We start from the raw sequence: 23,085 nt of genomic DNA, 5'->3' as shown, positions 1-23,085 counted from the left end.
GCTAGCGGGGCCACGTAGTTTTTATCGTTTATTTTGTGGCGGTTTGCAAAGGTAGCGGGTCGCTGCCCCAACTAACGAAATCCGTGCGGAATATTGTAGCTCTCAGTGCGGCGGGCCTGTTGTTTTTCGCCGGTTCGTCGCGGGCTGTTGTGCCGGATGCTCCGGTACCAGTCCCAAGTAAATATCATTTGCGCACCGTGGTGCTTGATGCCGGACACGGCGGCAAGGACCGGGGGTGCGCCGGCGTGAAGGCGCGCGAGGCCGATGTGGCCCTGAAAATTATTCTCGCCCTAGGCCACCAGATCGAGGAAACCATGCCCGATGTGAAGGTGGTGTACACCCGCAAAACCGACGTGTTTGTGGAGCTGGCCGACCGGGCTGGCATCGCCAACAAGCACAACGCCGACCTCTTTATTTCGGTCCACTGCAATGCCTCCTCACCCTCGGCTAATGGCACTGAAGTCTGGACGATGGGGCCGCACAAAACCGACGCTAACCTTTCCGTAGCCAAGCGCGAAAACGCCGTAATTCTGCAGGAAGACAACTACCAGGAGCGTTACAACGGCTTCGACCCGACCTCGCCGCAAAGCCATATTCTGTTTTCGCTCTACCAAAGTGCCCACATCGTGAACAGCATTCGGTTTGCCCAAAAGGTAGATCGGCAGCTGAAAACTACCGTGGGCAGACCCTCCCGAGGGGTGAAGCAGGCGGGCTTTTTGGTGCTCTGGAAATCCACGATGCCGGCCGTGCTCATTGAGTCGGGCTTTCTGACCAACCGCACCGAGGAAGTGTATCTGAACGATAAAGCCGGGCAGTCGTATATAGCCGGAGGTATCTACCGCGCCTTCCGCGACTATAAGAACGAGCTGGAGGCAATGAACGGCGAATAGGCCTACGCAGGCCTGCCAGCCTGGTTTTTACTCCCGACTTCTCTCTCACCCAACTGCTGACCCCTGTGTCGAAAGAAATAAAAGTGGCCCTATTGGGCATTGTGGCTATTGCTCTGTTGGTTATTGGGTTTAACTTTTTGAAGGGCAGTAATTTGCTGTCTTCTGATCGGACCTATTATGCCAAATATGATAACGTAGATGGGTTAACGGTTGGAAACCCGGTTATTCTCAACGGTATCAAGGTAGGCCAGGTAAAAGAAATGGTGCTGTTGCCCGAAGAGGCCAACCGCATCAAAGTAGCCGTGGAATTGCAGAAAGGCATTACCGTCGGCGACTCTACCGTGGCTAGCCTCAGCGGCTCGCTGCTGGGCTCCAAGACGATAACCCTGTTCCTGGGCAAGAATACTAAAGTGTATGATGGCGGCGAGGAGCTTCGTTCCTATACCGTGGCCAGTATCACGGATGCGTTTCAGGCCAAGGCGCTGCCCGTACTCGGTACCGTCGATTCTACTCTGACCAAAGTGAACAGCTTCCTGAGCAAAGAAGCTAAAGTGAGCCTGCAGGCCACCTTGCTCAATGCCCAGGGCAGCACCGAGGCCCTGAAAAATCTGTTGCTGATGAACCAGCGCAACATCAACCAGATTACCACCAACATGGCCCGCCTGACCGCTGAGCTGAATAAAACCAGCGCCAAGTTTGACCGGATTGCCACCAACTTCTCCGTTTTGAGTGATTCGCTGAAAAGTGCTCCGGTAGGCCCTGCCATGCGCAAACTCAACGCCACCATGACGGAAGCGCAAGGCACCATGACCACGCTCAACCGCTCCCTTTCGGATCAGAAAGGCTCGTTGGGCAAGCTCATCAACGATACAACGCTGTATAACAACCTCAACGCTACCGCTGCCAGCACCAACACCCTGCTGACCGATTTCCAGGCTAATCCGAAGCGCTACGTGCACTTCTCGGTATTCGGGGGCGGCAAGGACAAGACCAAGAAAGAGGTGGAAACCACTACCAAGCAGCCCGACGGCACGAAAATAGAAACCGAGGCCAAAACGACCGTTAAATAAGTCCGCTAGGCCAGTTGCACATTCTCCTTACCTTTGAAATCCGCCCCACCCAGGCGGATTTCTCGCTTCTAACCAAGGGTGAAGTTGTGAAGTTGTGAAATGGTGAGTTTGACATTCTGGGGACACATATTGTGCCCTTTGTGCCGTGTAGGCCACTAGAACGTCAATTTCACCATTGCACAACTTCACCATTTCACCTTTCCCATCCCACCCCGCATGAACCTCGAATTCAACAAGAACGAAGACAGCATTAAGCAACTTTCCTTTCAGCTCCGGCAGCGTTTGCAGCGTGTAGCCCTTGGCGGCGGCGAGAAGCGGATTGCTGCCCATAAAAGTAAAGGCAAGCTTACGGCTCGTGAGCGGATTGAGTACCTGCTCGACAAAGATTCCGAAACCGTTGAAATCGGGGCGTTTGCGGGAGAAGGAATGTACAAGGAGGAGGGGGGCTGCCCCAGCGGCGGCGTGGTAGTAGTAATTGGGTGGGTGCAGGGCCGCCAGTGCGTGGTTGTTGCCAACGATGCCACCGTGAAGGCCGGGGCCTGGTTCCCGATTACGGCCAAGAAAAACCTGCGGGCCCAGGAAATTAGCATCGAAAACAAGCTGCCCATCATTTACCTCGTGGATTCGGCGGGCGTGTATCTGCCCATGCAGGATGAGATTTTCCCCGATAAGGAACACTTCGGCCGTATTTTCCGCAACAACGCCGTGATGAGCAGCATGGGCATCGTGCAGCTGGCCGCCATTATGGGGCCGTGCGTGGCCGGTGGGGCTTACCTGCCGATTATGAGCGACGAAGCCATGATTGTGGACGGAACCGGCTCCGTATTCTTGGCGGGGTCTTATCTGGTGAAATCGGCTATTGGCGAAAGCATTGACAACGAGACGCTCGGCGGTGCCACCACACACTCGGAGATTTCGGGCGTGACGGACTACAAGTTTGCCAACGACGAAGAGTGCCTCGACCATATCCGCAACATCTTCGATAAGCTGGGCGGTCAGGCTACGGCCGGTTTCTCGCGCAAAGCGGCGGTAGCGCCCAAGGAGAACCCCCAGGAGATTCTAGGCCTGTTGCCCTCCGACCGCGCCAAGCCCTACGACATGATGGACATCATCAACCGTTTGGTTGACAACTCGGAGTTCGAGCCCTACAAAGACCTCTACGGCCAGACGCTGCTGTGTGGCCTAGCGCGCATTGATGGCTGGGCGGTAGGCATTGTGGCCAACCAGCGCAAAATTGTAAAGACCAAGAAAGGCGCCATGCAGATGGGCGGCGTTATCTACAGTGACTCGGCTGATAAGGCCGCGCGCTTCATCATGAACTGCAACCAGAAGAAGATTCCGCTGGTGTTCCTGCACGATGTGTCGGGCTTCATGGTGGGCTCGCAGTCGGAGCACGGCGGTATCATTAAGGATGGCGCCAAGATGGTGAATGCCATGGCCAACTCCGTAGTGCCCAAGTTCTCGGTCATCATCGGCAACAGCTACGGCGCCGGCAACTACGCCATGTGCGGCAAGGCCTACGACCCGCGCCTCATCGTGGCATGGCCTACGGCCCAGCTGGCCGTAATGAGCGGAGCTGCTGCCGCCAACACACTGCTCCAGATTCAGATAGCTTCCCTAAAAGCCAAAGGCGAAGTCATCACGCCCGAAGCCGAGAAGGAGCTGCTAGACCGCATCAAAGCTCGCTACGAAGAGCAACTCTCGCCCTACTACGCGGCAGCCCGCCTTTGGGTAGATGCTATTATTGACCCATTGGAAACCCGTAAGGTCATTTCACAAGGCATTAGCATGGCCAATCATGCGCCTATTGAGAAGGCGTACAATGTGGGCGTAATTCAGGTGTGATGACAGATAATAATGGTCTATTCCATATGCTAACACATACCTGAGTCTATACAATGAAAATATTGTGTATCAGTATCGGATTTGGTTATGTGTTCTATATGTGCAATGGATTCTTAACCCTGAATCCACGGAAAAAACCATACAATGTATTGTTTGACAAAAGAATCTATTTGGTTCATTTAGGTCTGTCAATTGTGTTGGCAGCTTTCGGGTTTTGGTATTTCTATGATGCTGAACTACAAACGGTTTCCTGTTTTGTGCCAGCAATATTTTTAATTGCCTTTTTTGTCGCCGACAGCTTCGTTAAGTTGTTGACTGGCCGACATCTGATTATTGCTGACCGATGGGACAGTAAGCCACCTAACTACAAGTGGTACATCGATGGTTTACTGAGTATCCTAATACTGAGTACTTCCCTGTGTTTTCCATTTGTGTTGGCAACCTATCTTCAACAGGTAGGTAGTGGAAGTTCCGCCAGATGAATTTACACCTGCCGCGCAGAAGGCAGCTTAAGCAACAATTCATGTTAGATACGGCCCGCCAGCACCACCCGGTGCGGCGGGCCGTTTGCGTTGTAAGGAGGCAGGGGTTTCCGCTTTTCTAGATACCTTTTGCCTGCTGATACTTATCCATAGCTCCTGATAGTAACCAGATGAAGAAACTACTATGCCTATTCCTGCTAGCCAGCGGTATGCATACAGCCCTAGGCCAGTCTGCAACGAAGCAGATGGTATTCACCGAGAACATTGACCGTTTCTGGGTGGCCTACGACAGCATTCGGACGACCACGGACCGAGCCAAACAGCACGTATCAGCCATACGCGCCGCTGAAAGCAATGAGAAAGTGATGCTCGTTTTCTTCACGCATAGCCGCTAGGCCACCTCAGCAACACACTACATTGCTAGGCTACCTACCTTTGCCGCCCACCCAAGTAGCCCACTGCTCGTGACCGACGTAACCATTTCCGCTTTCGATAAAGCCCGCACCGGCCTCTGGACCAGCCTGCAAAAGCACCTGACGGCGGTATACGGCGCCGAGAAAACCTTCCTGACGGCCACCGCTTTCGTGGAGGCGTTTCCGTTCACGCTGCACTCTGCCACCGACGAGCAGCAGGCCGACTACCAAAGTGCCCGTAGTGGCCTACGCGACCTTTACACTGACGAAACTGCGCAGCTGGATACCTTGGTAAAAGCCATCCGGACGAAAGGCTACTCCGAGGACGAAAAGAAGCAGCTGTACCTCCTGATTTTAGGCTACATGGATATTGCGGCCTCCGCATTTGCGCTGCTCCGTACCCACGTAGCCGCCAAGCAGCCCGAAGATGAGGAACTGGCTACAACGGATGCGAAATTTGAGCGCGTGCAGAAGTTTGCCCGCCTGAATGTGAAAGGAATAGCTGGTCTACTGGCCTAGGGCTGGCATTGTATCGGTGTGGGAAGGTTGCTATATTCAGGTAGCGTACAGCCTTAGCCACCGATGCCATGACCGCCGACTACCTGACCAGCGTTAAGAAGCAGTTTGAGTATTATAAGCTGCTGGGGGAGAAAACCTTCGCCCAATTGCCCGATGAGGCGCTGTTCTGGCAGTACAACCCCGAGAGCAACAGCATTGCCATCATTGTAAAGCACCTGTGGGGCAATATGCTTTCCCGCTGGACGGATTTCCTGACCACCGATGGCGAAAAGGAGTGGCGCCAGCGCGATGCGGAATTCGACAACGACATCCGGACCCGCGACGAAATGCTGGCCAAGTGGGAGCAAGGATGGAGTTGCCTGTTTGTAGCGCTGGATTCGCTGATTCCGGAGAACTGGGACCAAACGGTGTATATCCGCAACCAGGGCCATTCCATCATGGAAGCCATCAACCGGCAGCTGGCCCATTACCCGTATCATGTAGGCCAGATCGTGTTCATTGGGAAGATGGTGCAGAATGAGAAATGGACTTCCTTGTCTATTCCGCGTGGCAATTCGCAAGGATATAATGCGGAGAAATTCGCGCAACCCAAACACAACGCCCATTTCACAGATGAGTACCTGAAGCCCGACCAGAAATAGCCGCCATGCGGTTTGCCCGGAGCTTCTAGGCCACTCTCGACCATTGTGAAGAATTAAAAAGACCGTCATTGCGAGCTTGTCGAGGAATCTCGCATGCTGACGTTGTGAGTACTCATGACGTCAGCACGCGAGATTCCTCGACAAGCTCGCAATGACGGTTGTGTATAAACTGGTAGTGCTTGCTGTTTGTCCACATTCGCTAGGCCAGTTGTTAGCTTGTTTGCGCAAGTAACAGCCAGAACGAACCCCTGCCTGGGTTACCCGCTCACCCTGATCCGCCGTATAGCCTTCGGACTTAACCCCGAAGCATATGGCGAAGAAAACCGTCTCTGAAATACTAGTTGATACCATTATGGCGGCCGGCGTTACGCGGGTATACGGCGTGGTCGGCGACTCCCTTAATGGCATAACCGAAGAAATCCGCAAGCGCGACGGTATTGAGTGGATACATGTGCGCAATGAAGAAGCTGGTGCCTTTGCGGCAGGGGCCGAAGCCCACGTAACCGGCACCCTGGCGGTCTGCGCCGGCAGTTGCGGACCCGGCAATACCCACCTACTCAACGGACTCTACGACTGCCACCGCAGCCGTGTGCCGGTGCTGGCCATTGCGGCCCAGATTCCGAGCGTGGAAATCGGAACTCAATACTTCCAGGAAACGCATCCCGAAACCACTTTCAAGGAATGCAGCGCCTATTGTGAGCTGCTAGGCCACCCCGACCAGGCCGTGCGCACCACCGAAATAGCCATCCAGACGGCCTTGGTGCAGCGGGGCGTAGCGGTGCTGGTAGTGCCCGGCGACATCAGCCACCAGAAAACCGAAGCACCCGAGCCGCGCCTACCGGTGCTCCGCAGTCGCGCCACGTTGGTACCCGCCATCGAAGACCTGCGCGCTGCCGCCGACTTGCTTAATACCTGCAGTAAAGTGACTATTATGGCCGGTGCGGGCTGCGCCGGGGCCCACGCCGAGCTTCTGCAAACCGCCGAGGCGCTGGGCGCGCCGGTAGTGCACGCGTTGCGCGGTAAGGAATACGTGGAGCCAAACAACCCCTACGATGTAGGCATGAGTGGCCTACTGGGCTTTACTTCCGGTTATGAGGCCCTGATGGATGCCGATGCCATGCTCATGCTCGGTACCGATTTTCCGTATGTGCAGTTTCTTCCACAAGAGGCCCGTGCGGTGCAGATTGATGTGCGCGGCGAGCATATTGGCCGCCGCGCCAGAGTAGAGGTAGGCCTAGTGGGCGACGTAGCGGCTACGCTGCAGGCCTTGCTGCCGCTGCTCAACCACAAATCAGACCGCCGCCACTTGGAAAAGGCGCTGGAGAACTACCGCGAAGCCCGCCAGGATCTGGACGAGCTGGCCACCGGTGAGCCCGGCGACACCAGCATGCACCCCCAGTATGTGGCCCGCCTACTGAACGAGCAAGCCGCCGAAGATGCCATTTTTACCTGCGATGTGGGCACACCGACCATCTGGGCGGCGCGCTACCTGCGTTTCAATGGCCAGCGGCGCTTGGTTGGGTCCTTCAACCACGGCAGCATGGCCAACGCCATGCCACAGGCGCTGGGTGCGCAACTAGCCTATCCCGGGCGCCAGGTAATTGCCTTGGCCGGCGACGGGGGCTTTGCCATGCTGATGGGCGAGCTGCTGACGCTGAAACAGCTAAAAACGCCCGTGAAAATGGTCATCTTCAACAACCACAGCTTGGGCTTTGTGGAGCTGGAAATGAAGGCCGCTGGCATTCTGGAGTACGGCACGGAACTGGAAAATCCCAACTTCGCGGCTCTGGCGGAAGCGGCTGGCGTCCGGGGGATTCGCGTTTCAGACCCCGCCGATTTGCCCGGCGCCATTGCCGAAATGCTGGCTCACCCCGGCCCGGTTATTCTGGATGCAGTGGTGAAGCGCACCGAGCTTTCTATGCCGCCCAGCATTCAGAAGGAGCAAGTGTTGGGTTTCAGCCTCTACACGCTCAAAGCCATTATGAGTGGGCGAGGCGACGAGGTGCTGGAACTGGCTAAAACCAACCTGCTGCGGTAACGGGTAAGCCGCTGCTTTACTTCGTGTTTGCTGCTGCCTGCTGGCTGGCTATAGAATATAGCGTGAGCCAGATTGAACATTATACTGCTCAAAGAGTGTTAAATCCCAGCAACTCGCTACGTCAAAACCGCGTCAGTTGCGTTTATTTGCCTCTCCTGTATACCGGGTGGCCTACATGGCCTTCCGCTGATCCGCTCCATGACCAATAAAGAAATCAAAGCCCTTATCTCCCTGCTCGACGATCCTGAAATCGCGCCGCAGATTCAGGAGAAAATCCAGACGCTGGGCGAGAGCATCATCCCGTTCCTGGAGGAATCGTGGGAGGAAACGCTCGATGGCCAGCAGCAGCAGCGCCTCGAAGACCTGATTCACCATTTGCAGTTTGATGGCCTGCAGCAGCGCCTGCGCGTGTGGCGCGAGTCTGGCGGCGAAAACCTGCTGGAGGGCATGTGGCTCCTCAACTCCTACCAGTACCCCGACGCCGATTTGCAGGTGCTGAACCGGGCCATTGAGCAATTGCGCTTTGAGGTCTGGACTCTGCTGCAGCCCGATATGCACCCCACCGATCAGGTGCAGGCCCTCAACCACGTTATTTTCAGGTCTCATAAGTTTGCCGCCAACACGCAGAACTTCCATTCGCCGGCCAACTCTATGTTGCACCGGGTGCTGGAAACGCGCCGCGGCAACCCGCTCACTCTCTGCGTGATTTACCTGTTGGTAGCGCAGCGCCTGAAGCTGCCGGTGTACGGTGTAAACCTCCCGAACCTGTTCGTGCTCACATTTCGGCCGGCCAGTCCGCTCAATGATGTGGAGCCGTTCTATATCAATTGCTACAACCGGGGCCTGGTGCTCACCCGCACCGATATTGAGCACTACATCGGCCAGCTGAACCTGACGCCCAACGAAATTTTCTTCGAGCCCTGTTCTCACATTGATATCGTTCGGCGCGCCCTCCGCAACCTACAGTTAAGCTTCGAGAAGCTGCAGGAACCGGCCAAAGCAGCCGAGGTAGGCCAGTTGCTGGCCATCCTCACCGATGCTCCTACGGCTGATTCTGACCCTGACGAAGAATAACAGCGGATAGTACCCCAACAAAAAAGCCACTTGCTGAAAGCGAGTGGCTTTTTTGTTGGTAGTGGCCTAGGCCCCTACCTATAGTTAGTTGCGCTTGATAAGGCAGCCAGCAGCGCGCTTATCGGCTACACTGACGGAGCGGCCGGCCAACACATTATCGATGGCCTGCTGCAGGTAGCGCTCCTTCACGTAGCTTTCCACCTGGGGGTTATCATCAATGGCGCCTTTGTAGCGGACGGCAAACCCATCACCCACGGGCTGCAGAAGCACGGCTTCTGGGGTTTTGGTGGCACCAAGCAGGGCGCTTACTTTCTGGCCTTCGTCCGTTAGTAGCGGCATATCAGCACCACCTACTGTCTTGATTTTAAGCTTTTCGGCATCGGTTCCATCGGTGCTGGCCTCCAGATTGATGGGCGTATCAATGAACAGGAACTCTACGCCTTTGGCGCTATAAGCACTGCTAAGGGCCGAGAGGCGGCTTTGGTAGAGCTTGGAGAACGCGCAGCTCGGATTCACGAACACTACTACTACCGCCTTGCGGTCAGCGTAGCTTTTCAGGGCTACCTCGGTGTTAGTGCTGGTTTTGAGGCTGAAATCCGAGACGGAGCGGCTGCCCTGCGCCCGCGCTACGCTCACGGCTACTGTGCAGAAGAGCAGGGCCGCAGCGGTAATAATAGAAATTCGGCGAAGAGACATGCGGAAGGTGAAATGGTGAGATAGTGAAGTAGTGAGTTTGACGTGTTGGCGGCGCTATCTGTCCTATTTGAGCCTTGTAGGCCAGCAGAACGGCAACTCACCATTTTACAAATTCACGATTTCACCGAGAGCGTAAGTTAGGACGTAATCCTGAGGGAGGCGCTGGTAAAAGATCTGGTGTTGGCTGCGAGATTTTTCGAGTAGCAGGTGCCCCGTCAACACACCTGCCTCTCGCAGCCCAAACGGGTCGAGCAAAAGTTGCTCCTTAAACACCAGGCCCCGGCGGCTGTGCAGCTTATAAAGCGTCTCTTTGGCACTCCAATAGAGACTGTATTTCGCTGCATCGTCGCCGGCGTCAGCCCGCTCCGTTTCCGATAGAAACCGCGAAGCCAACTTTTGCGCTTTGGCGCGGATTAGTTCAATATCTGTGCCAACTGCCCCGCGGGGGTCCAGCAAAGCCGCCACCCACTCGCCAGAATGCGAAAGAGATACGCCTAGGCCCGGTAGCTCCGGGAAGTAGGGGCGGCCGTTGGGGTCATTACGCAGCATAGCCGGCGCATCATTCACCTCTTGCAGCAACTGGTGGGCCAGCACCCGGCCGGCCAGCCATTGGCGGGCACGGGTTTCGTCACGGCCATCGGGGTAGTAGGCCAGGTAGTGCTGCTGGGCCGGCAGCAGCTCCCATAGTGCGGGCAGCGGCTCAGTGAGCTGCCAAAGGCCTAGCAGCGCCGTTTGCGAAACCGGAGTGATGGAATGTAGCGGCAAAGGAAGTGTTGAGGTGATGAGGTAATGAAGGGACGAGGTAATGGGACAAAGGTACGGCGGTCGTGGCGAGGACGCAGGACGACGCAACCTTTCCTTCACTGTTGTACGGCCTCCTATTGACGCTTTGAGAAACCCTTATGCTAGGCCAGTCATCAGGGCTATTGATCAGGTAAACGGTTCGCGCTGAATCAAGGAAAGATTGCGTCGTCCTGCGTCCTCGCACCGACCGCCGTACCTTTACCCTATCACTTCGTCCCTTCATCACCTCACCGCTTCACCACTTGTCCTCCGTTCACCGCCCCCAAGTTCACAAACTCGCTTCCCTCACCGGCCACCGCGACTGCGTGTATGCGCTGGCCGGCACGCCCGGCCATCCGGAATTTTACTCTGCCGGGGCCGATGGAATGGTGGCCGCCTGGAGTGCCAATGAGCCCGAGCGCGATGGGGAGTTGGTGGCGAAAGTAGAAAACTCCGTGTATGCGCTGCTGCACCTGCCGGAGCACAATCTGCTGGTGCTAGGCCACAATTTTCAGGGGATTCAGGCTATTGATCTGGCAGAGAAAAAACTGGCCTACGCCACCTCGCTACCCCCGGCTGCCATCTTCGATATTGTGCATTCTGCGGCTCGGCAGCGGCTATACGTGGCCCTCGGCGACGGCACGCTGGCTGTGCTGCGGACCTCTGACTTTAAAGTAGAAACCCTGCTGAAGCTTTCCGATAAAAGTCTGCGCTGCCTGGCCCTGCACGAGGAGCGCGGTGAGCTGGCCGTAGGTGGCTCCGACTGGCTGGTGCGGGTGCTGGACGTTGATTCGCTGCAACTAAAGCACGGGATAGAGGGAGCCACTAATTCTGTGTTTACCCTGGCCTACGCTCCCGATGGCCGCACGCTGTTCTCGGCCGGGCGCGATGCCCACCTGCGCACCTGGGACGTGGCAGCGGGCTACCAGGCCGCTACCAGCATTGTGGCGCATATGTTCACCATCAACCACCTGGCTTTTTCGCCCGATGGGCAGTACTTCGCCACCTGCAGCATGGACAAAAGCATCAAGCTCTGGGATACGGCAACGTTCAGCTTGTTGCGGGTGCTAGACCGCGCCCGGCACGCCGGCCACGGCACCTCGGTAAACAAGTTATTTTGGCCGGGAAAGCAGAATAGGCTAGTTTCGTGTAGCGACGACCGCAGCCTCGCGGTCTGGGAGCTATCTTGAAAAAGAAGCTAGGAGCCAGTAGTCAGGAGCTAGAAGGAAGGAAAGAGCGTGTTGTAAAGCCTCTTCTGCTCTCTATTACTGCATTGCTGAATTCTTCGCTTCGCTTCTGGCTCCCAACTTCTCGCTCCTAGCTTCTCACCCAATGAAAATTACCGCTCTCGATATCCGGCAGAAAACCTTTGAAAAAGCCTTTCGGGGTCTCGACAAAGACGAAGTGCAAGCCTTCCTGATGACGCTTTCCCAGCAATGGGAGCGGATGGGCGACGAAAACCGCGACCTGCGTCTGAAGCTTGAGCACGCCACGCACGAGGTAAGCAAGATGCGCGAGGTAGAAACCAGCCTCTACCGCACCCTCAAAACCGCCGAAGACACCGGCAACAGCATTACGGAGCAGGCCCAGCGCGATGCCCAGCTGCGCATTCGGGAAGCCCAACTGCAGGCCGAGCAGCTCCTCAGCGATGCGCGCCAGAAGGCCCGTAGCGTAGTGGAAGAGGCCTACCAGCAGTCGGAGCGCGCCATTGCCGATATGCAGAAGGAGGTGACTGGCCTAGGCCAGGAGTGTCAGCGCCTCGAAAACGTGCTCGAAGGCTTGGTTGGCGACCTGCACCGGTTGGCCTCCGAAGCGCTGGATAAGGTGGAAAAAGCTAAGGGTCGGCCGAAAGCCAGCACGGCCGCCATCCTTTCGAGGGCTGCCAGCGTAAAAGTGAATCGTTCCCACTCCTCCGCCCCCGACGATTCACCTAAATCAGACGCCTCCATGCACGTTTCCGCTACTTCCACTTCATCCGTTGCTGCCGTTGCCGGAGGCACCGCCGCTTCTTTTGGCGGTTCAGCTGCTATTGCTGAGCCTCGCACGGCACCAACTCCGCAGCCGGGCGCCTATAACCCCAAGCCCGGCCAGCAACCCGACCCCGGCGCGCCCGCGCATGCCCCCGGCCCCGAGATTGAGCGTCCCGGCGGCCCCGCCGAAAACCCCGGTATTTCGCCCGCGCCCCATATCGATCCGCCCGCACCTTCGCAGGTGCCCGAGCCGCACGCCCCCAACGTAGAGCCACCCGCGCCCGATATCCGGCCCGTAGGCCCCAGCCATCCGGAAATCAACCAGCCTTCGCCCGTTACGCACCCCGGCCAGCCCGGCATGGCGGCCGCCAGCCTGAGCGAGAAGTCATTCTTCGACGAAATTTAAAAACCCATGGAGCAGGAAACATAAAGCGATTCTTGTTCTTTATTGCCAGCAAGGAAGCCTGCCTCTCGGGGCGGGCTTCCTTATTTTTAAGCCGACAACTGGCCTAGGCCACCTCACCGTTTCACCACCTCACCACATCACCTCATGGGCCAGATTGCACTGGAAGGAATGGAATTTTTCGCTTTTCACGGATACTATGATGAGGAGCAGAAAATCGGCAATAAGTATGGCGTAGATCTGTACATCGATACCAATCTGCACGCGGCCGGTGCTTCCGATAAGCTCCATGAAACCGTAAATTATGAAGTGCTCTACCGCGTGGTAAGTGAGGAGATGCTGGCCCCGGCGCGCCTGCTGGAGCACCTAGGCCACCGCGTAATTGACCGCGTGCTGGAAGAGTTTCCTTACATAGAGAGTGTGCGGGTAAGCGTCTCGAAGTTTAACCCGCCCCTAGGCGGCATCTGCCATCGGGCCCGCGTAACGCTGGAGAGGCGCCGACAAGTGGCCTAGCAGCAAACATAAAACGCAGAAAGTAGTAACGGCTCCGTGGTGCATGGCACTACGGAGCCGCGCTGTTTTCAAGGGAGTTGAAAAATATTTTCCTACCTCTGTAACGAACGGCAAATCAGTCGGTACTCCTGACAACTCCCCCGCATAAAGCTCCTTCTACCCGTGCAAAGCCCCAGCGACGAAACCCTGATGGAGCAAGTCCGTGACAACGACCTCGACCAGCTATCCACGCTGTTTGAGCGCTATCAGGGGTTGCTGTTCGGCTTCCTGTTACGGTTGACCAATGACCGGGATACGGCGCAGGATTTGGTGCAGAACGTGTTCCTGCGCATCCTAAAATACCGCACCAGCTACCAGTCCAGCCATCCGTTCAAGGCGTGGATTTACCAGCTGGCCCGCAACGTGTACGCCGACCATTGGAAGAAACACCACGTACCGGCCGGCGACCTGGAAGTGGCGGAACATACACCTACTCTGCGCCGAGCGGCCATGGCTGGTGTGGCGGCCACCTACGATGGCCAGGACGTGCAGGAGGCTCTAGGCCTGTTACCCTCGGCGCAACGCGAGATTCTGGTGCTGCACCGCTTTCAGGGCTTCGACTACGCCGAGATAGGGGAGATGCTGGGTTGCTCAGAAGGAGCGGCCCGCGTGAAAGCGCACCGGGCCCTGGAGGCCCTGCGCAAAATTTACTTCAGCTGATATTCCGACTGCTTAGTCATGTTACATAACGAAACCCATCTGCCCATCCCGCCCGACTGCTCCGACCTGGAGCTGTTGCTGATGGACTATGCCGCCCGTACCTTACCACCCCAAGAGCGGGCTCGGGTAGCGGCCCATCTGGCGCAGTGCCCGGCATGCCAGCAGAAGGCGGCTCAATACAGCAGCTTACTCACCGCCCTCGACGACCTACCGCCCGTAATGCCTCCTATGGGCCTGCGCGACGATTTTCAGGCCATGCTAGCGGCGGAAAAGGCGCTAGTGTCCGCAACTAGTCAGGCACAGTCGCTTGAGGCGAAAGTAGTGCCCCTGCACCCAGTTGCTAGTGCTTCAGCAGCATCAAATACAGTTATGTGGCTGCGGATTGCGGCCAGTATAGCGCTACTGGCGGTCGGCACGGTGTTCGGGCTGCTGCTGCGCCAACCGACCACTCCGGAAATAGCCACGACTACGCCGGCCGCCGATGCGCAGCAGCTAGCCGCCCGGCTTACAGCCGCTACTCAGCAGCCAGCCACGGCCAGCCACCGCATTCAGCTGGTAAGTGATGCTTCCGGCAATTCGCGCCCCGGCGACCCCACGGTGCTGGTGCTTATTAACACGCTCAACTCCGACCCTAACCCCAACGTGCGCCTAGCGGCCGCCGATGCCCTCTACCGCCTGCGGGCCGATTCGTTGGTAGCCCCGGCGCTGATACAGGCCCTACCCGTGCAAACTGACCCCAACGTGCAGATTACCCTCATTGAGCTGCTCGTGAAGCTGCGCGACAAGAAGGCCGTGCCCCAGCTCAAACGCCTCTCTCAGCGCCCCGACGCATTGCCCGCCGTGCGCGACCAGGCTCGCCAGGGCATTAGCATCCTGATTTAACCTTCTCTTTTTTTACTGATAGGGTAGTTGTCAGACCCTTGGAGTCCGCGGCTCCTCACGATCTGACTCACCTATCTGCAACTGACTCTCTCCTATGAAAAAGCATAGATTTCTTCTGATCATCAGCCTGCTGCTGGCGGGCTCCGCCGCCCAGGCCCAGGAATACCGCACCAAGCTGAGCGGCAAAGACCGCAAAGTGGTTATCGAAATGCAGCACGGCAGCGAAGTGACCGTGGAAGGTTACGATGGCGACGAGCTAATCATCAAAGGCGACAATGCCGAAGAGGCTCCGAAGCGCGCCGAGGGTCTACGCCCCGTGTACAACTCCGCTGTAGATAACACCCGCATAGGCCTAGCCGTGACCAAAGAGGCTAACACGGTACGCATCGTGAAGGCCTCGCGCCAGGATGGGCACTACACCATTCGGGTGCCGCGCTCCGCCGATGTGGTGTACCGCGAAATGCAGTGGGGCGGGGGTAATGTGGTGCTGCAAAACCTGCAGGGTAAGCTGGAAGTGATGATGAAAAGCTCCGATGCCAAGATGCTGAACGTAGTCGGCCCCGTGGTAGCCAGCAGCACCAGCGGCGATATTACGGTGCGCTACACCTCACTGGGCACCGGCCCCAGCGCCATCACCAACATTAGCGGCGCTATTGATGTGGCCCTGCCTACGGCCACCAAGGCCTCGCTCATGATGCGTACTATATCGGGAGAGGTGTATACTGATTTCGATATGTCTATGCCCAAATCAGCCAACAGCAGTGGCCTGACCCAGATTGGAGGGCAGACGCTCAATGGAGCCATCAACGGTGGCGGCACCTCCATCTCGCTCAAAAATGTGAGCGGTGATGTGTACGTGCGCAAAGCCAAATAGCCAAACAGTAGCCAGAATCTATTCTTTCACTTCTCTACTACCCATCCCATGTTTCGTTTCTTATTGTTGCTGTCAGTCCTGCTAGGGCTGAGCAGCCTGGGAGCTTACGCCCAAAAAGTACTCGAACAGAAGGCCCCTTTAACTTCTGGCCAACGCTTAAACCTGGAGCTGAAACACGCTACGGTTATCAAAATTCATCCGGCCAGCGGCTCCGAGATGGTGCTGCGCGCTACCGTCACCGTCAATGGCGGGCAACTGAACGAGGCCGTGACGCTTACTTCCAGCAAAGCCGCTGATGGCCTCACCATTACCTCCGTGCTGGATGAAAAGCTGGTACAAACCAGCCAGGTTACCAATTGCCCCGATGGCGAGGGTACTACTCGCTGGGGCGGCAACTGGCGCAACGGGCAGTCGAGCGGCGGCGGCATTTGCCTGAAAGTTGAAGTAGACGTGGCCGTACCCGCTGGCGTAGCAGTGCGCGTGAACACCATCAGCGGCAATATTGAGGTGAACGGGCTGAATGCCCCACTTGATGTGAAATCCATCAGTGGCTTTGTGGATGTGAACTGGCCCGCCCAGAAGAGCGCCGACCTGGCCTTCAAAACCATCAGCGGCGAAGTGTACACCGATCAGGACATTGCCTTCGTAAACCGCAAAGACAATCCTATTGTGGGCTACCAGTTACGCGGTACGCTAGGCGGTAACGGCGGCCCCGCGGTTCGGCTGGAGTCCGTGAGCGGTGATGTGTATTTCCGCAAGCGCAAATAGGCTTCGTTGTCTAAGTGCCGCCAAGCTGTACCTCTCCGCTCATCAGTCAATCCAGGGCGCTTGGGCTTCAATTATGCCCTGACCAGGTGAGGCCCAGTTGTATATATCTACTGACTGCTACCAAGCCAGGGTGCTTAAACCATCATGACCAGCTACAGCAGCACCACAAGTGAGTGATGAGTGACCGGCAAGTGAGGAAAGGGCCAGATAAGGTGATGGTTTGTGTTATAATGCTGATATTTAACAGTATAACAGTAGGCAGTAATATTGTACGAAATAAATCGTAGATATTACTTGCATCTACGATATGGTTCGTATATGTTTGATGTACGAACTGCTTCGTAGTATCAAACACTGCAATTATGAATAAATCACCTGCCCCCAAACCTACTGAATCGGAGCTGGAAATATTGCAGGTGCTCTGGCAACATGGCCCCAGCACCGTCCGCTTCGTGAATGATGAGCTCAGCAAGAAGCGCGATGTGGGCTACACCACCACGCTGAAGCTGTTGCAGCTAATGCTGGAAAAAGTGCTGGTGCTGCGCGAAGACAGCACCAAAACGCACATCTATCGGGCCGCCGTGCGCGAGGAGGAAACCCAGGGCCTGCTCCTTGATCGTTTCGTGGAATCAGCCTTCGGCGGCTCGGCCATGAAGCTGGTGATGCAGGCGCTGGGCAACCGAAATACCTCGCAGGAGGAGCTGCAGCAGATCCGCCGTCTGCTCAACGACATTGAAATCAAGAACGACACCACCTCAACCGACGACGCGTCATGAACTGGCTCGAACAACTACTGCCACCGGCGCTGGTACGCGCCCTCGGCTGGACTTTAGTGCACTCGTTGTGGCAAGGCGCGGTGGTAGCGCTGGCATTGGCGGGGTTGCTGTTGCTGCTGCGTCGGCATAGAGCCGTGGTGCGTTATAACACGGCGGCGGCGGCTTTGGTGGCGTTGCTGGTGCTGGCTACCGTCACCTTTGGGCGCTACTACGCAGCTGCCCGCACAGAGCAGGCCGCCGAAGTTGCGACAGCTAAAGCCGCCGCTGTAGCGGTGGCGCCAACTGCTTCGGGCATTCGTTCTGCTGTCACTGTAGCTGCCTCGGAGCCGGGTTTAGTGGCTGAAGCCGCTCCGGCGCCTTCTCGTTTGCAGGCCTGGCTGAACTACTTCGACCAGAACCTGCCCATGCTGGTGGCCGTGTGGCTGCTAGGCCTGTTGGCCATGACCCTGCGCCTGATGGGCGGACTGGCCTACGTGCAGCGTTTGCGCCGCTACCGGGTGCAGCCGTTGTCTGAGGAATGGCAGGCCCGTTTGGCGGTGCTGGCCACCCGGGCCGGGCTGCGGCAGCCGGTTGAGCTGCTGGAGTCGGCGCTGGTGCGCGTGCCAGTGGTGGTAGGCCACTTGCGGCCCGTGGTATTGCTGCCGCTGGGTACCGTGACGGGCCTGAGCCAAACGTATCTGGAAGCTATTCTGGCCCACGAGCTGGCCCACGTAGCCCGCCGCGACTATCTCATGAACCTGGTGCAATCGGTAGCGGAAACGCTGTTTTTCTACCATCCGGCCGTATGGTTCATCACGGCTTGCCTGCGCACCGAGCGCGAAAACTGCTGCGATGATGCCGCTACGGCTCTGGTTGGGGGCAACCCCCTGACCGTGGCCCGCGCGCTAGCCGCCCTGGCTGAGCTGAGCGTAGTGCCCGCTACACCGGCCCAACTGGCACTGTCGGCGCTGGGGCCCGATGGTTCTGTGCTTAGCCGCATCAAGCGGCTGGTGCAAGGCCGCACCGCGCCCACGTTCACCGAAGGCTTTATGGCCGCCTGCCTGGTGCTGGGTGGTATGGTGCTCCTGACCTCGGCTGTAGCCATGGCCGATCCTAGGCCAGTAGATACCGATGAAAATGAAGGTGGCGCGCTAGGTCGCTTGCCATTCCTGCAAACCCTGCCCGATACTAGCCGCAAAGCACCGATACTGCCCGCCGTGCCTGCGGTACCTGCTGCCCCGGCTTCGCCCGACGAGGTAGCAGTGGTGCCAGATGCGCCAGATGTGCCCGAACTGCCGGAGGTAGAGCAGGCCGAGGAGGAAATGCAGCCGCTCAGCATCCTGCAAGACGACGCCAAGGACAAAAAACGCAAGCGCAGCAAGCAGGTAGTAGTAGTGCAGGAAGGCGCACGTCGGCCTGGCACCGTGGTTATCGAGAAAGATAAAAAAGGCCGCGTGACCGAGTTGTTCGTGGATGGCCGCCGGGTAGAAGGCGCATCAACCGACAAAAAAGCGAAGAAGGGCAAGAAGAATGAGCGCGAAGTTGAAGTGATTCGGGTGGGGCCTAACGGCCGCACGTGGAGCAGCAACGGCTCCGATTTCGACTTCCACTTCGATGACAACTTCTCCCGCGTTTTCACCATGCCCAGCCCTGGCCTGAGCGAGGTACAGATAGAACGCATTCGGCAGCAAGCCCGCCGTTCTACCGATGTAGCCAGCCGCCAGCTGCGCAGCCCACGGGTGCGGGTGGAAATGAACCGGAACCTGAATGCCGGAGGCAGAGATGTGCAGGCCCGGGCCTTACAGGGGGCCGCTCGCTCTCTGGAAAACACGCTGCAAGACGCCAACCTGAACCAAGAGCAACGCGAGGAAATTGGCCGGGAGCTGGCCAAAATCAGACATCAGCAAGACGAGATGCGCCGGAATCTGCAGCAGGATTTCGAAATTCGGGATGATTTCCGGGGTGGAGGCACTGAGCAGGAGCTAGACGCGGCAAACCGCAAGCTGGAAGCCGAAATGCGCCGCCACGAAGCGGAAATGCGCCGCCTGGAGGTTGAGATGCGTCGCAATGACGCAGAAATGGGCCGCCACGATTTGGATATGCGCCGCCACGACAGCGAAATGCGCCGGGTTGACTCGGAAAAGCGTCGTCGGGAAAGCGAGGAAACGGAAGCTGTACTGCGCCGCGAGCTACGCAAGGATGGCCTCGTTAAAGACGATGCTAACTTTCAGTTCAGCCTCAACGCTACCACCCTCACGGTGAACGGCAAGAAGCAGTCTTCAGCCCTCCGCGACAAGTATCTGCGCCTCGTGGAGAAGCAAACGGGCCGCAAGCTCACCGCTAATAACACCTTCGCAATCAACCGCCAGTCAACCAATCGGAGTAACGGAGATATGCCAGCACCTCCACGGCCACCCCGGGCTCCACGAGCCATGTCGCCGATGGCGCCGCCCGCACCCCCAGCGCCGGCCCCCGTGGCCCCGCCAGCTCCACCAGCACCGCCCCGCGTCGATTCCGATGAGATTCGGGCAGAGCTGCGCAAGGATGGCCTGCTGGGTGCCAACGAGAAAAACTTCCAGTTTCAGCTCAACGACGAAGGCATGAGCCTGAACGGCAAAAAGCAGTCTGCCGCCATTGCCGAGAAGTACCGCAAGCTGCTGGACGCACCCGTAACCCCTGACAGCAAGGGCACTAAAACCCGCCGCAACATTCAGATAAACGTGAATGAGTAAGGGCCTGATTAGTTGAGGAACGGCCGCCGCTGCAACGGCGGCCGTTTTTTTATGGGAAAGTTTTAAGTAACAGGCAACGGTTGGCCTTGTGTCATCATCTATTGCAGCATTCCGCCCACGCTATATATATCGGCGGCGCCACCTCGTCCTGATGCCCTGGCCTAGGCCACTCATCAGGTGTTTCACCACCCATCCACCCCTTCGCTTGTCCCACATCTCCTCCCGTCTGCGCGCCGTGAAATGCTTCCGTGTGTTCCTGCTGCTCTGGCTGACTACGCTTACTGGCCTAGCCCAGGCCCAATCTGCCAGCCCGCCTGATAAAGCGACCAATGCCGCCGCAGCCTTGCCGTCGCCCAAGCGCCAGCTGCAGGCGCTGCGCATTACCGATGCTATTAAGCTCGATGGACAGCTCGACGAAGCCATCTGGCAGCAGGCACCCATCGCTACTGATTTCATTCAGAACCGCCCCAATCCCGGCCCCCATGAGAAGCACCCCACCGAGGTGCGCGTGCTCTACGATGATGCCAACCTGTATGTGGGCGCCATCATGCACGACGTCTCGCAGGACTCCATCATGCGGGAGCTAACCGCCCGCGACGATATTGGGAACTCCGACTTTATTGGCATTTTCCTGGATACCTACCACGACCAGCTGAACGGCTACAGCTTCATTGTGAGTACGGGTGGGGTGCAGGTAGATGCGCGCTACTCGCCGGCTGGCGGCGAAGATGGCAACTGGAACGCCGTGTGGGACTCGCGCACCTCCATGAAGGGCACTGACTGGTACTGTGAAATGCGGATTCCGTATTCGGCTATCCGCTTCAGCAAAGCGAAGGATCAGGTGTGGGGCCTGAACTTTATGCGCCAGCGCAAGCGCGACAACCAGGCCTTTTTCTGGAACGAGGTGAAGCCGGCCGTGGATGGCTTCGTGAACCAGTGGGGCGAGCTGCAGGGCCTGCACGACATCCAGCCGCCGCTGCGGCTTTCGCTCACGCCTTACGTTTCCAGCTACGTCAACCATTTTCCCTACAAAGAGCAGGGCACCCGCAACACCAGCACCAGCTTCAACGGCGGCGCCGATGTGAAGTGGGGCATCAACGAAAGCTTTACGCTGGATGCCACACTGGTGCCCGACTTCGGGCAGGTGCAGAGCGACAACCAGGTGCTGAACCTTTCGCCGTTTGAGGTGCAGTTTCAGGAAAACCGGCAGTTCTTCACCGAAGGCACCGAGCTGTTTAACAAAGGCGACCTGTTCTACTCTCGCCGTGTAGGGGCCACGCCTATTGGGTTTGGGGATGTGAGCAGCCAGCTGCGGCAAAGTGAAATGGGGCCAGATGGTCAGCGTAGGCCAGGGGAAGCGGTGGTGAGTAACCCCGGTATCACACGCCTGCTGAATGCCACCAAAGTATCGGGCCGCACCAAGAATGGGTTAGGTGTAGGGGTGTTCAACGCCCTCAGCAACGACGTGTACGCCACCGTGCGCGACTCTGTGGATGGCCGCCAGCGCGACGTGCTCACGCAGCCCTTCAGCAACTACAGCATCATGGTGCTGGACCAAAGCCTGAAAAACAACTCCTACGTCTCCCTCATCAATACCAACGTCACGCGCTGGGGCCAGACCTACGACGCCAACGTGACGGGTGGCCTATTTCGCTTCGCTAATAAGAAGAACAGCTATGCCGTAGATGGCCGCCTGGTGTACTCGCGTTTGCGAGGTAAGCAGTTTGGCTCGGAAGAGGAAATCGGTGACCAGGACGGCTATAAGTACCAGATTGGGGTGAGCAAGATTAGCGGCAACTTCACCTGGGGCCTAAACCACGGCATAGAGTCGGATAAGTACAACCCCAATGATCTGGGCATCCTGTTTGGCAATAATAACATCAGCCAGGGCCTATACGCCAGCTACAACAAGTACAAGCCCTTCTGGAAGGTCAACAATCTATACACCTTCTTTAACCTGAACCACTCGGTGCTGTATAAGCCCACGCGCTACCAGAACGCCAACGTGTCGGGCGGCTTTAACACAACTTTCACGAAGAGCTTTCTCACGGTGGGCGCCAACATAGATGCTAACCCCATCACGCACGATTACTATGAGCCGCGCCAGTACCCGCTCGGCGACTATTACGTGCGGGTGCCCGTGAATGCCAATATCGGCGGCTTTATCTCCTCCGATTACCGCAAGAAGCTAGCCTGGGATTTCAACGGCGGAGTGCGCTGGTATGCCGAGGACGACCGGCTGGAGCGGCCGCGCCGCATGGGCTACGGCTGGAATATCTCGCCGCGCTACCGCGTCAGCAACCAGCTCAACTTCCGCTACAGCCTCGACTGGAACCTGCGCCAAAACCAAGTGGGCTACGTGAACGGTGGCCTAGACTCAAGCCTGCCACAGGATACCGCCATCATTCGGCAGCTGGGCGGCAATGTGCTGCTCGGCAAACCGCCCGTAGACGTACTGCTGGGCCGCCGCCGCGTGCTCACCGTCACCAACACGATTTCGGGTGCCTATACCTTCAACAACCGGATGTCGTTCACTATCCGCACGCGCCACTACACCAGCACGGTGAACTACCGCGACTTTGCTCACCTCAAGAAAGGTGGCCTAGAAACCCCCATAGACTACCGCCGCAACCGCGACAACACGTTCAACGCCTTCAACGTGGATGCGGTGTACTCGTGGTGGTTTGCGCCCGGCTCGCAAGTGAGCATCGTCTGGAAAAACGCCAGCTCGTCGTTCCTGGAATCTAACGAGGCCACGCCGCTCTACTTCGATAACCTGAACAACACCATCAACACGCCCCATAACAACAGCATCTCCATCAAAATCCTGTACTACCTCGATTACCTGATGGTGAAGCGCCAGCTGGCCGGCTAGGCCAGTGCGGGTACGTGATACATCAAAAGTAAAAGCACGTCATCCTAAAAAAGAACGTCATGCTGAGCGCAGCCGAAGCATCTCTACCGGAGCTAATCAAATGAGTTAGCAATGCGGTAGAGATGCTTCGGCTGCGCTCAGCATGACGTTCTTTTTTGCATTT

20 protein-coding genes are annotated in these 23,085 nt (G+C 57.3%); 18 read left to right on the top strand and 2 right to left on the bottom strand.

Translation table 11 applies throughout. The features are described 5' to 3' along the window. The first annotated feature begins 83 nt into the window (after positions 1 to 83). The 8 genes from CFT68_RS13145 to CFT68_RS13110 all read left to right on the top strand — a co-directional run bounded on the left by CFT68_RS13145 (position 84) and on the right by CFT68_RS13110 (position 8,972). Positions 84 to 890 (top strand): N-acetylmuramoyl-L-alanine amidase family protein, encoded by an 807-nt coding sequence (locus CFT68_RS13145; protein WP_394340112.1) that lies wholly within the window; start codon positions 84 to 86, stop codon positions 888 to 890. A 65-nt stretch (positions 891 to 955) separates the two neighbouring features. Further along, complete coding sequence (locus tag CFT68_RS13140) at positions 956 to 1,960, top strand: MlaD family protein (protein WP_170934794.1); 1,005 nt, start codon at positions 956 to 958, stop codon at positions 1,958 to 1,960. 216 nt (positions 1,961 to 2,176) lie between these two features. Next, a complete protein-coding gene (locus CFT68_RS13135) occupies positions 2,177 to 3,805 on the top strand; it encodes an acyl-CoA carboxylase subunit beta (RefSeq protein WP_088844014.1) in 1,629 nt (542 codons plus the stop codon). A 691-nt stretch (positions 3,806 to 4,496) separates the two neighbouring features. Next, positions 4,497 to 4,682 carry a hypothetical protein gene (locus tag CFT68_RS13130; protein WP_141106550.1) on the top strand — a complete coding sequence of 62 codons (186 nt, stop codon included), beginning with the start codon at positions 4,497 to 4,499 and terminating at the stop codon, positions 4,680 to 4,682. A gap of 69 nt (positions 4,683 to 4,751) precedes the next feature. Beyond that, entirely contained in the window at positions 4,752 to 5,219 is a 468-nt protein-coding gene (locus CFT68_RS13125) for a hypothetical protein (RefSeq protein ID WP_088844012.1), read from the top strand. Between the two features lie 68 nt (positions 5,220 to 5,287). Next, positions 5,288 to 5,860 (top strand): DUF1572 domain-containing protein, encoded by a 573-nt coding sequence (locus CFT68_RS13120; RefSeq protein WP_088844011.1) that lies wholly within the window; start codon positions 5,288 to 5,290, stop codon positions 5,858 to 5,860. 310 nt (positions 5,861 to 6,170) lie between these two features. After that, a complete protein-coding gene (gene poxB, locus CFT68_RS13115; protein ID WP_088844010.1) occupies positions 6,171 to 7,898 on the top strand; it encodes a ubiquinone-dependent pyruvate dehydrogenase in 1,728 nt (575 codons plus the stop codon). 198 nt (positions 7,899 to 8,096) lie between these two features. After that, positions 8,097 to 8,972: a transglutaminase-like domain-containing protein gene (locus CFT68_RS13110; RefSeq protein WP_088844009.1), complete on the top strand. Its 876-nt coding sequence runs from the start codon at positions 8,097 to 8,099 to the stop codon at positions 8,970 to 8,972. Positions 8,973 to 9,056: 84 nt separating this feature from the next. Here the strand turns inward: CFT68_RS13110 and CFT68_RS13105 are convergent, their stop codons facing one another. Both CFT68_RS13105 and CFT68_RS13100 read right to left on the bottom strand, forming a co-directional pair. Beyond that, complete coding sequence (locus CFT68_RS13105) at positions 9,057 to 9,668, bottom strand: redoxin domain-containing protein (RefSeq protein ID WP_088844008.1); 612 nt, start codon at positions 9,666 to 9,668, stop codon at positions 9,057 to 9,059. Positions 9,669 to 9,773: 105 nt separating this feature from the next. Next, complete coding sequence (locus CFT68_RS13100) at positions 9,774 to 10,433, bottom strand: 4'-phosphopantetheinyl transferase superfamily protein (protein WP_088844007.1); 660 nt, start codon at positions 10,431 to 10,433, stop codon at positions 9,774 to 9,776. A 281-nt stretch (positions 10,434 to 10,714) separates the two neighbouring features. Between CFT68_RS13100 and CFT68_RS13095 the strand changes: the two genes are divergently transcribed. The 10 genes from CFT68_RS13095 to CFT68_RS13050 all read left to right on the top strand — a co-directional run bounded on the left by CFT68_RS13095 (position 10,715) and on the right by CFT68_RS13050 (position 22,922). Then, positions 10,715 to 11,641, top strand: coding sequence for a WD40 repeat domain-containing protein (locus CFT68_RS13095; protein ID WP_088844006.1), 927 nt, complete (start codon positions 10,715 to 10,717; stop codon positions 11,639 to 11,641). A 142-nt stretch (positions 11,642 to 11,783) separates the two neighbouring features. Beyond that, the gene (locus CFT68_RS13090; RefSeq protein WP_088844005.1) at positions 11,784 to 12,827 is read left to right on the top strand and encodes a DivIVA domain-containing protein; all 1,044 of its coding nucleotides are present in this window, start codon (positions 11,784 to 11,786) and stop codon (positions 12,825 to 12,827) included. 144 nt (positions 12,828 to 12,971) lie between these two features. Continuing rightward, positions 12,972 to 13,337 carry a dihydroneopterin aldolase gene (gene folB, locus CFT68_RS13085; RefSeq protein WP_088844004.1) on the top strand — a complete coding sequence of 122 codons (366 nt, stop codon included), beginning with the start codon at positions 12,972 to 12,974 and terminating at the stop codon, positions 13,335 to 13,337. A gap of 162 nt (positions 13,338 to 13,499) precedes the next feature. Further along, entirely contained in the window at positions 13,500 to 14,036 is a 537-nt protein-coding gene (locus CFT68_RS13080) for an RNA polymerase sigma factor (protein WP_245815389.1), read from the top strand. A gap of 18 nt (positions 14,037 to 14,054) precedes the next feature. Continuing rightward, a complete protein-coding gene (locus CFT68_RS13075) occupies positions 14,055 to 14,918 on the top strand; it encodes a HEAT repeat domain-containing protein (RefSeq protein ID WP_088844003.1) in 864 nt (287 codons plus the stop codon). 94 nt (positions 14,919 to 15,012) lie between these two features. Next, positions 15,013 to 15,792, top strand: a complete 780-nt coding sequence (locus CFT68_RS13070; protein ID WP_088844002.1) for a DUF4097 family beta strand repeat-containing protein — start codon at positions 15,013 to 15,015, stop codon at positions 15,790 to 15,792. A 48-nt stretch (positions 15,793 to 15,840) separates the two neighbouring features. Continuing rightward, positions 15,841 to 16,560, top strand: a complete 720-nt coding sequence (locus CFT68_RS13065; RefSeq protein ID WP_141106549.1) for a DUF4097 family beta strand repeat-containing protein — start codon at positions 15,841 to 15,843, stop codon at positions 16,558 to 16,560. Between the two features lie 362 nt (positions 16,561 to 16,922). After that, positions 16,923 to 17,336 carry a BlaI/MecI/CopY family transcriptional regulator gene (locus CFT68_RS13060; RefSeq protein ID WP_088844000.1) on the top strand — a complete coding sequence of 138 codons (414 nt, stop codon included), beginning with the start codon at positions 16,923 to 16,925 and terminating at the stop codon, positions 17,334 to 17,336. Then, entirely contained in the window at positions 17,333 to 20,047 is a 2,715-nt protein-coding gene (locus tag CFT68_RS13055; protein ID WP_088843999.1) for a M56 family metallopeptidase, read from the top strand. Before CFT68_RS13060 ends, CFT68_RS13055 begins: the two co-directional genes overlap by 4 nt. A gap of 205 nt (positions 20,048 to 20,252) precedes the next feature. Further along, a complete protein-coding gene (locus CFT68_RS13050; RefSeq protein ID WP_170934793.1) occupies positions 20,253 to 22,922 on the top strand; it encodes a DUF5916 domain-containing protein in 2,670 nt (889 codons plus the stop codon). Positions 22,923 to 23,085: the final 163 nt, after the last annotated feature.

The organism is Hymenobacter gelipurpurascens, from assembly GCF_900187375.1.
In the GTDB taxonomy this organism is placed as follows: domain Bacteria; phylum Bacteroidota; class Bacteroidia; order Cytophagales; family Hymenobacteraceae; genus Hymenobacter; species Hymenobacter gelipurpurascens.
The sequence above is the reverse complement of the archived record's forward strand: the minus strand, read 5'-3'. Positions and strand labels throughout refer to the sequence as shown.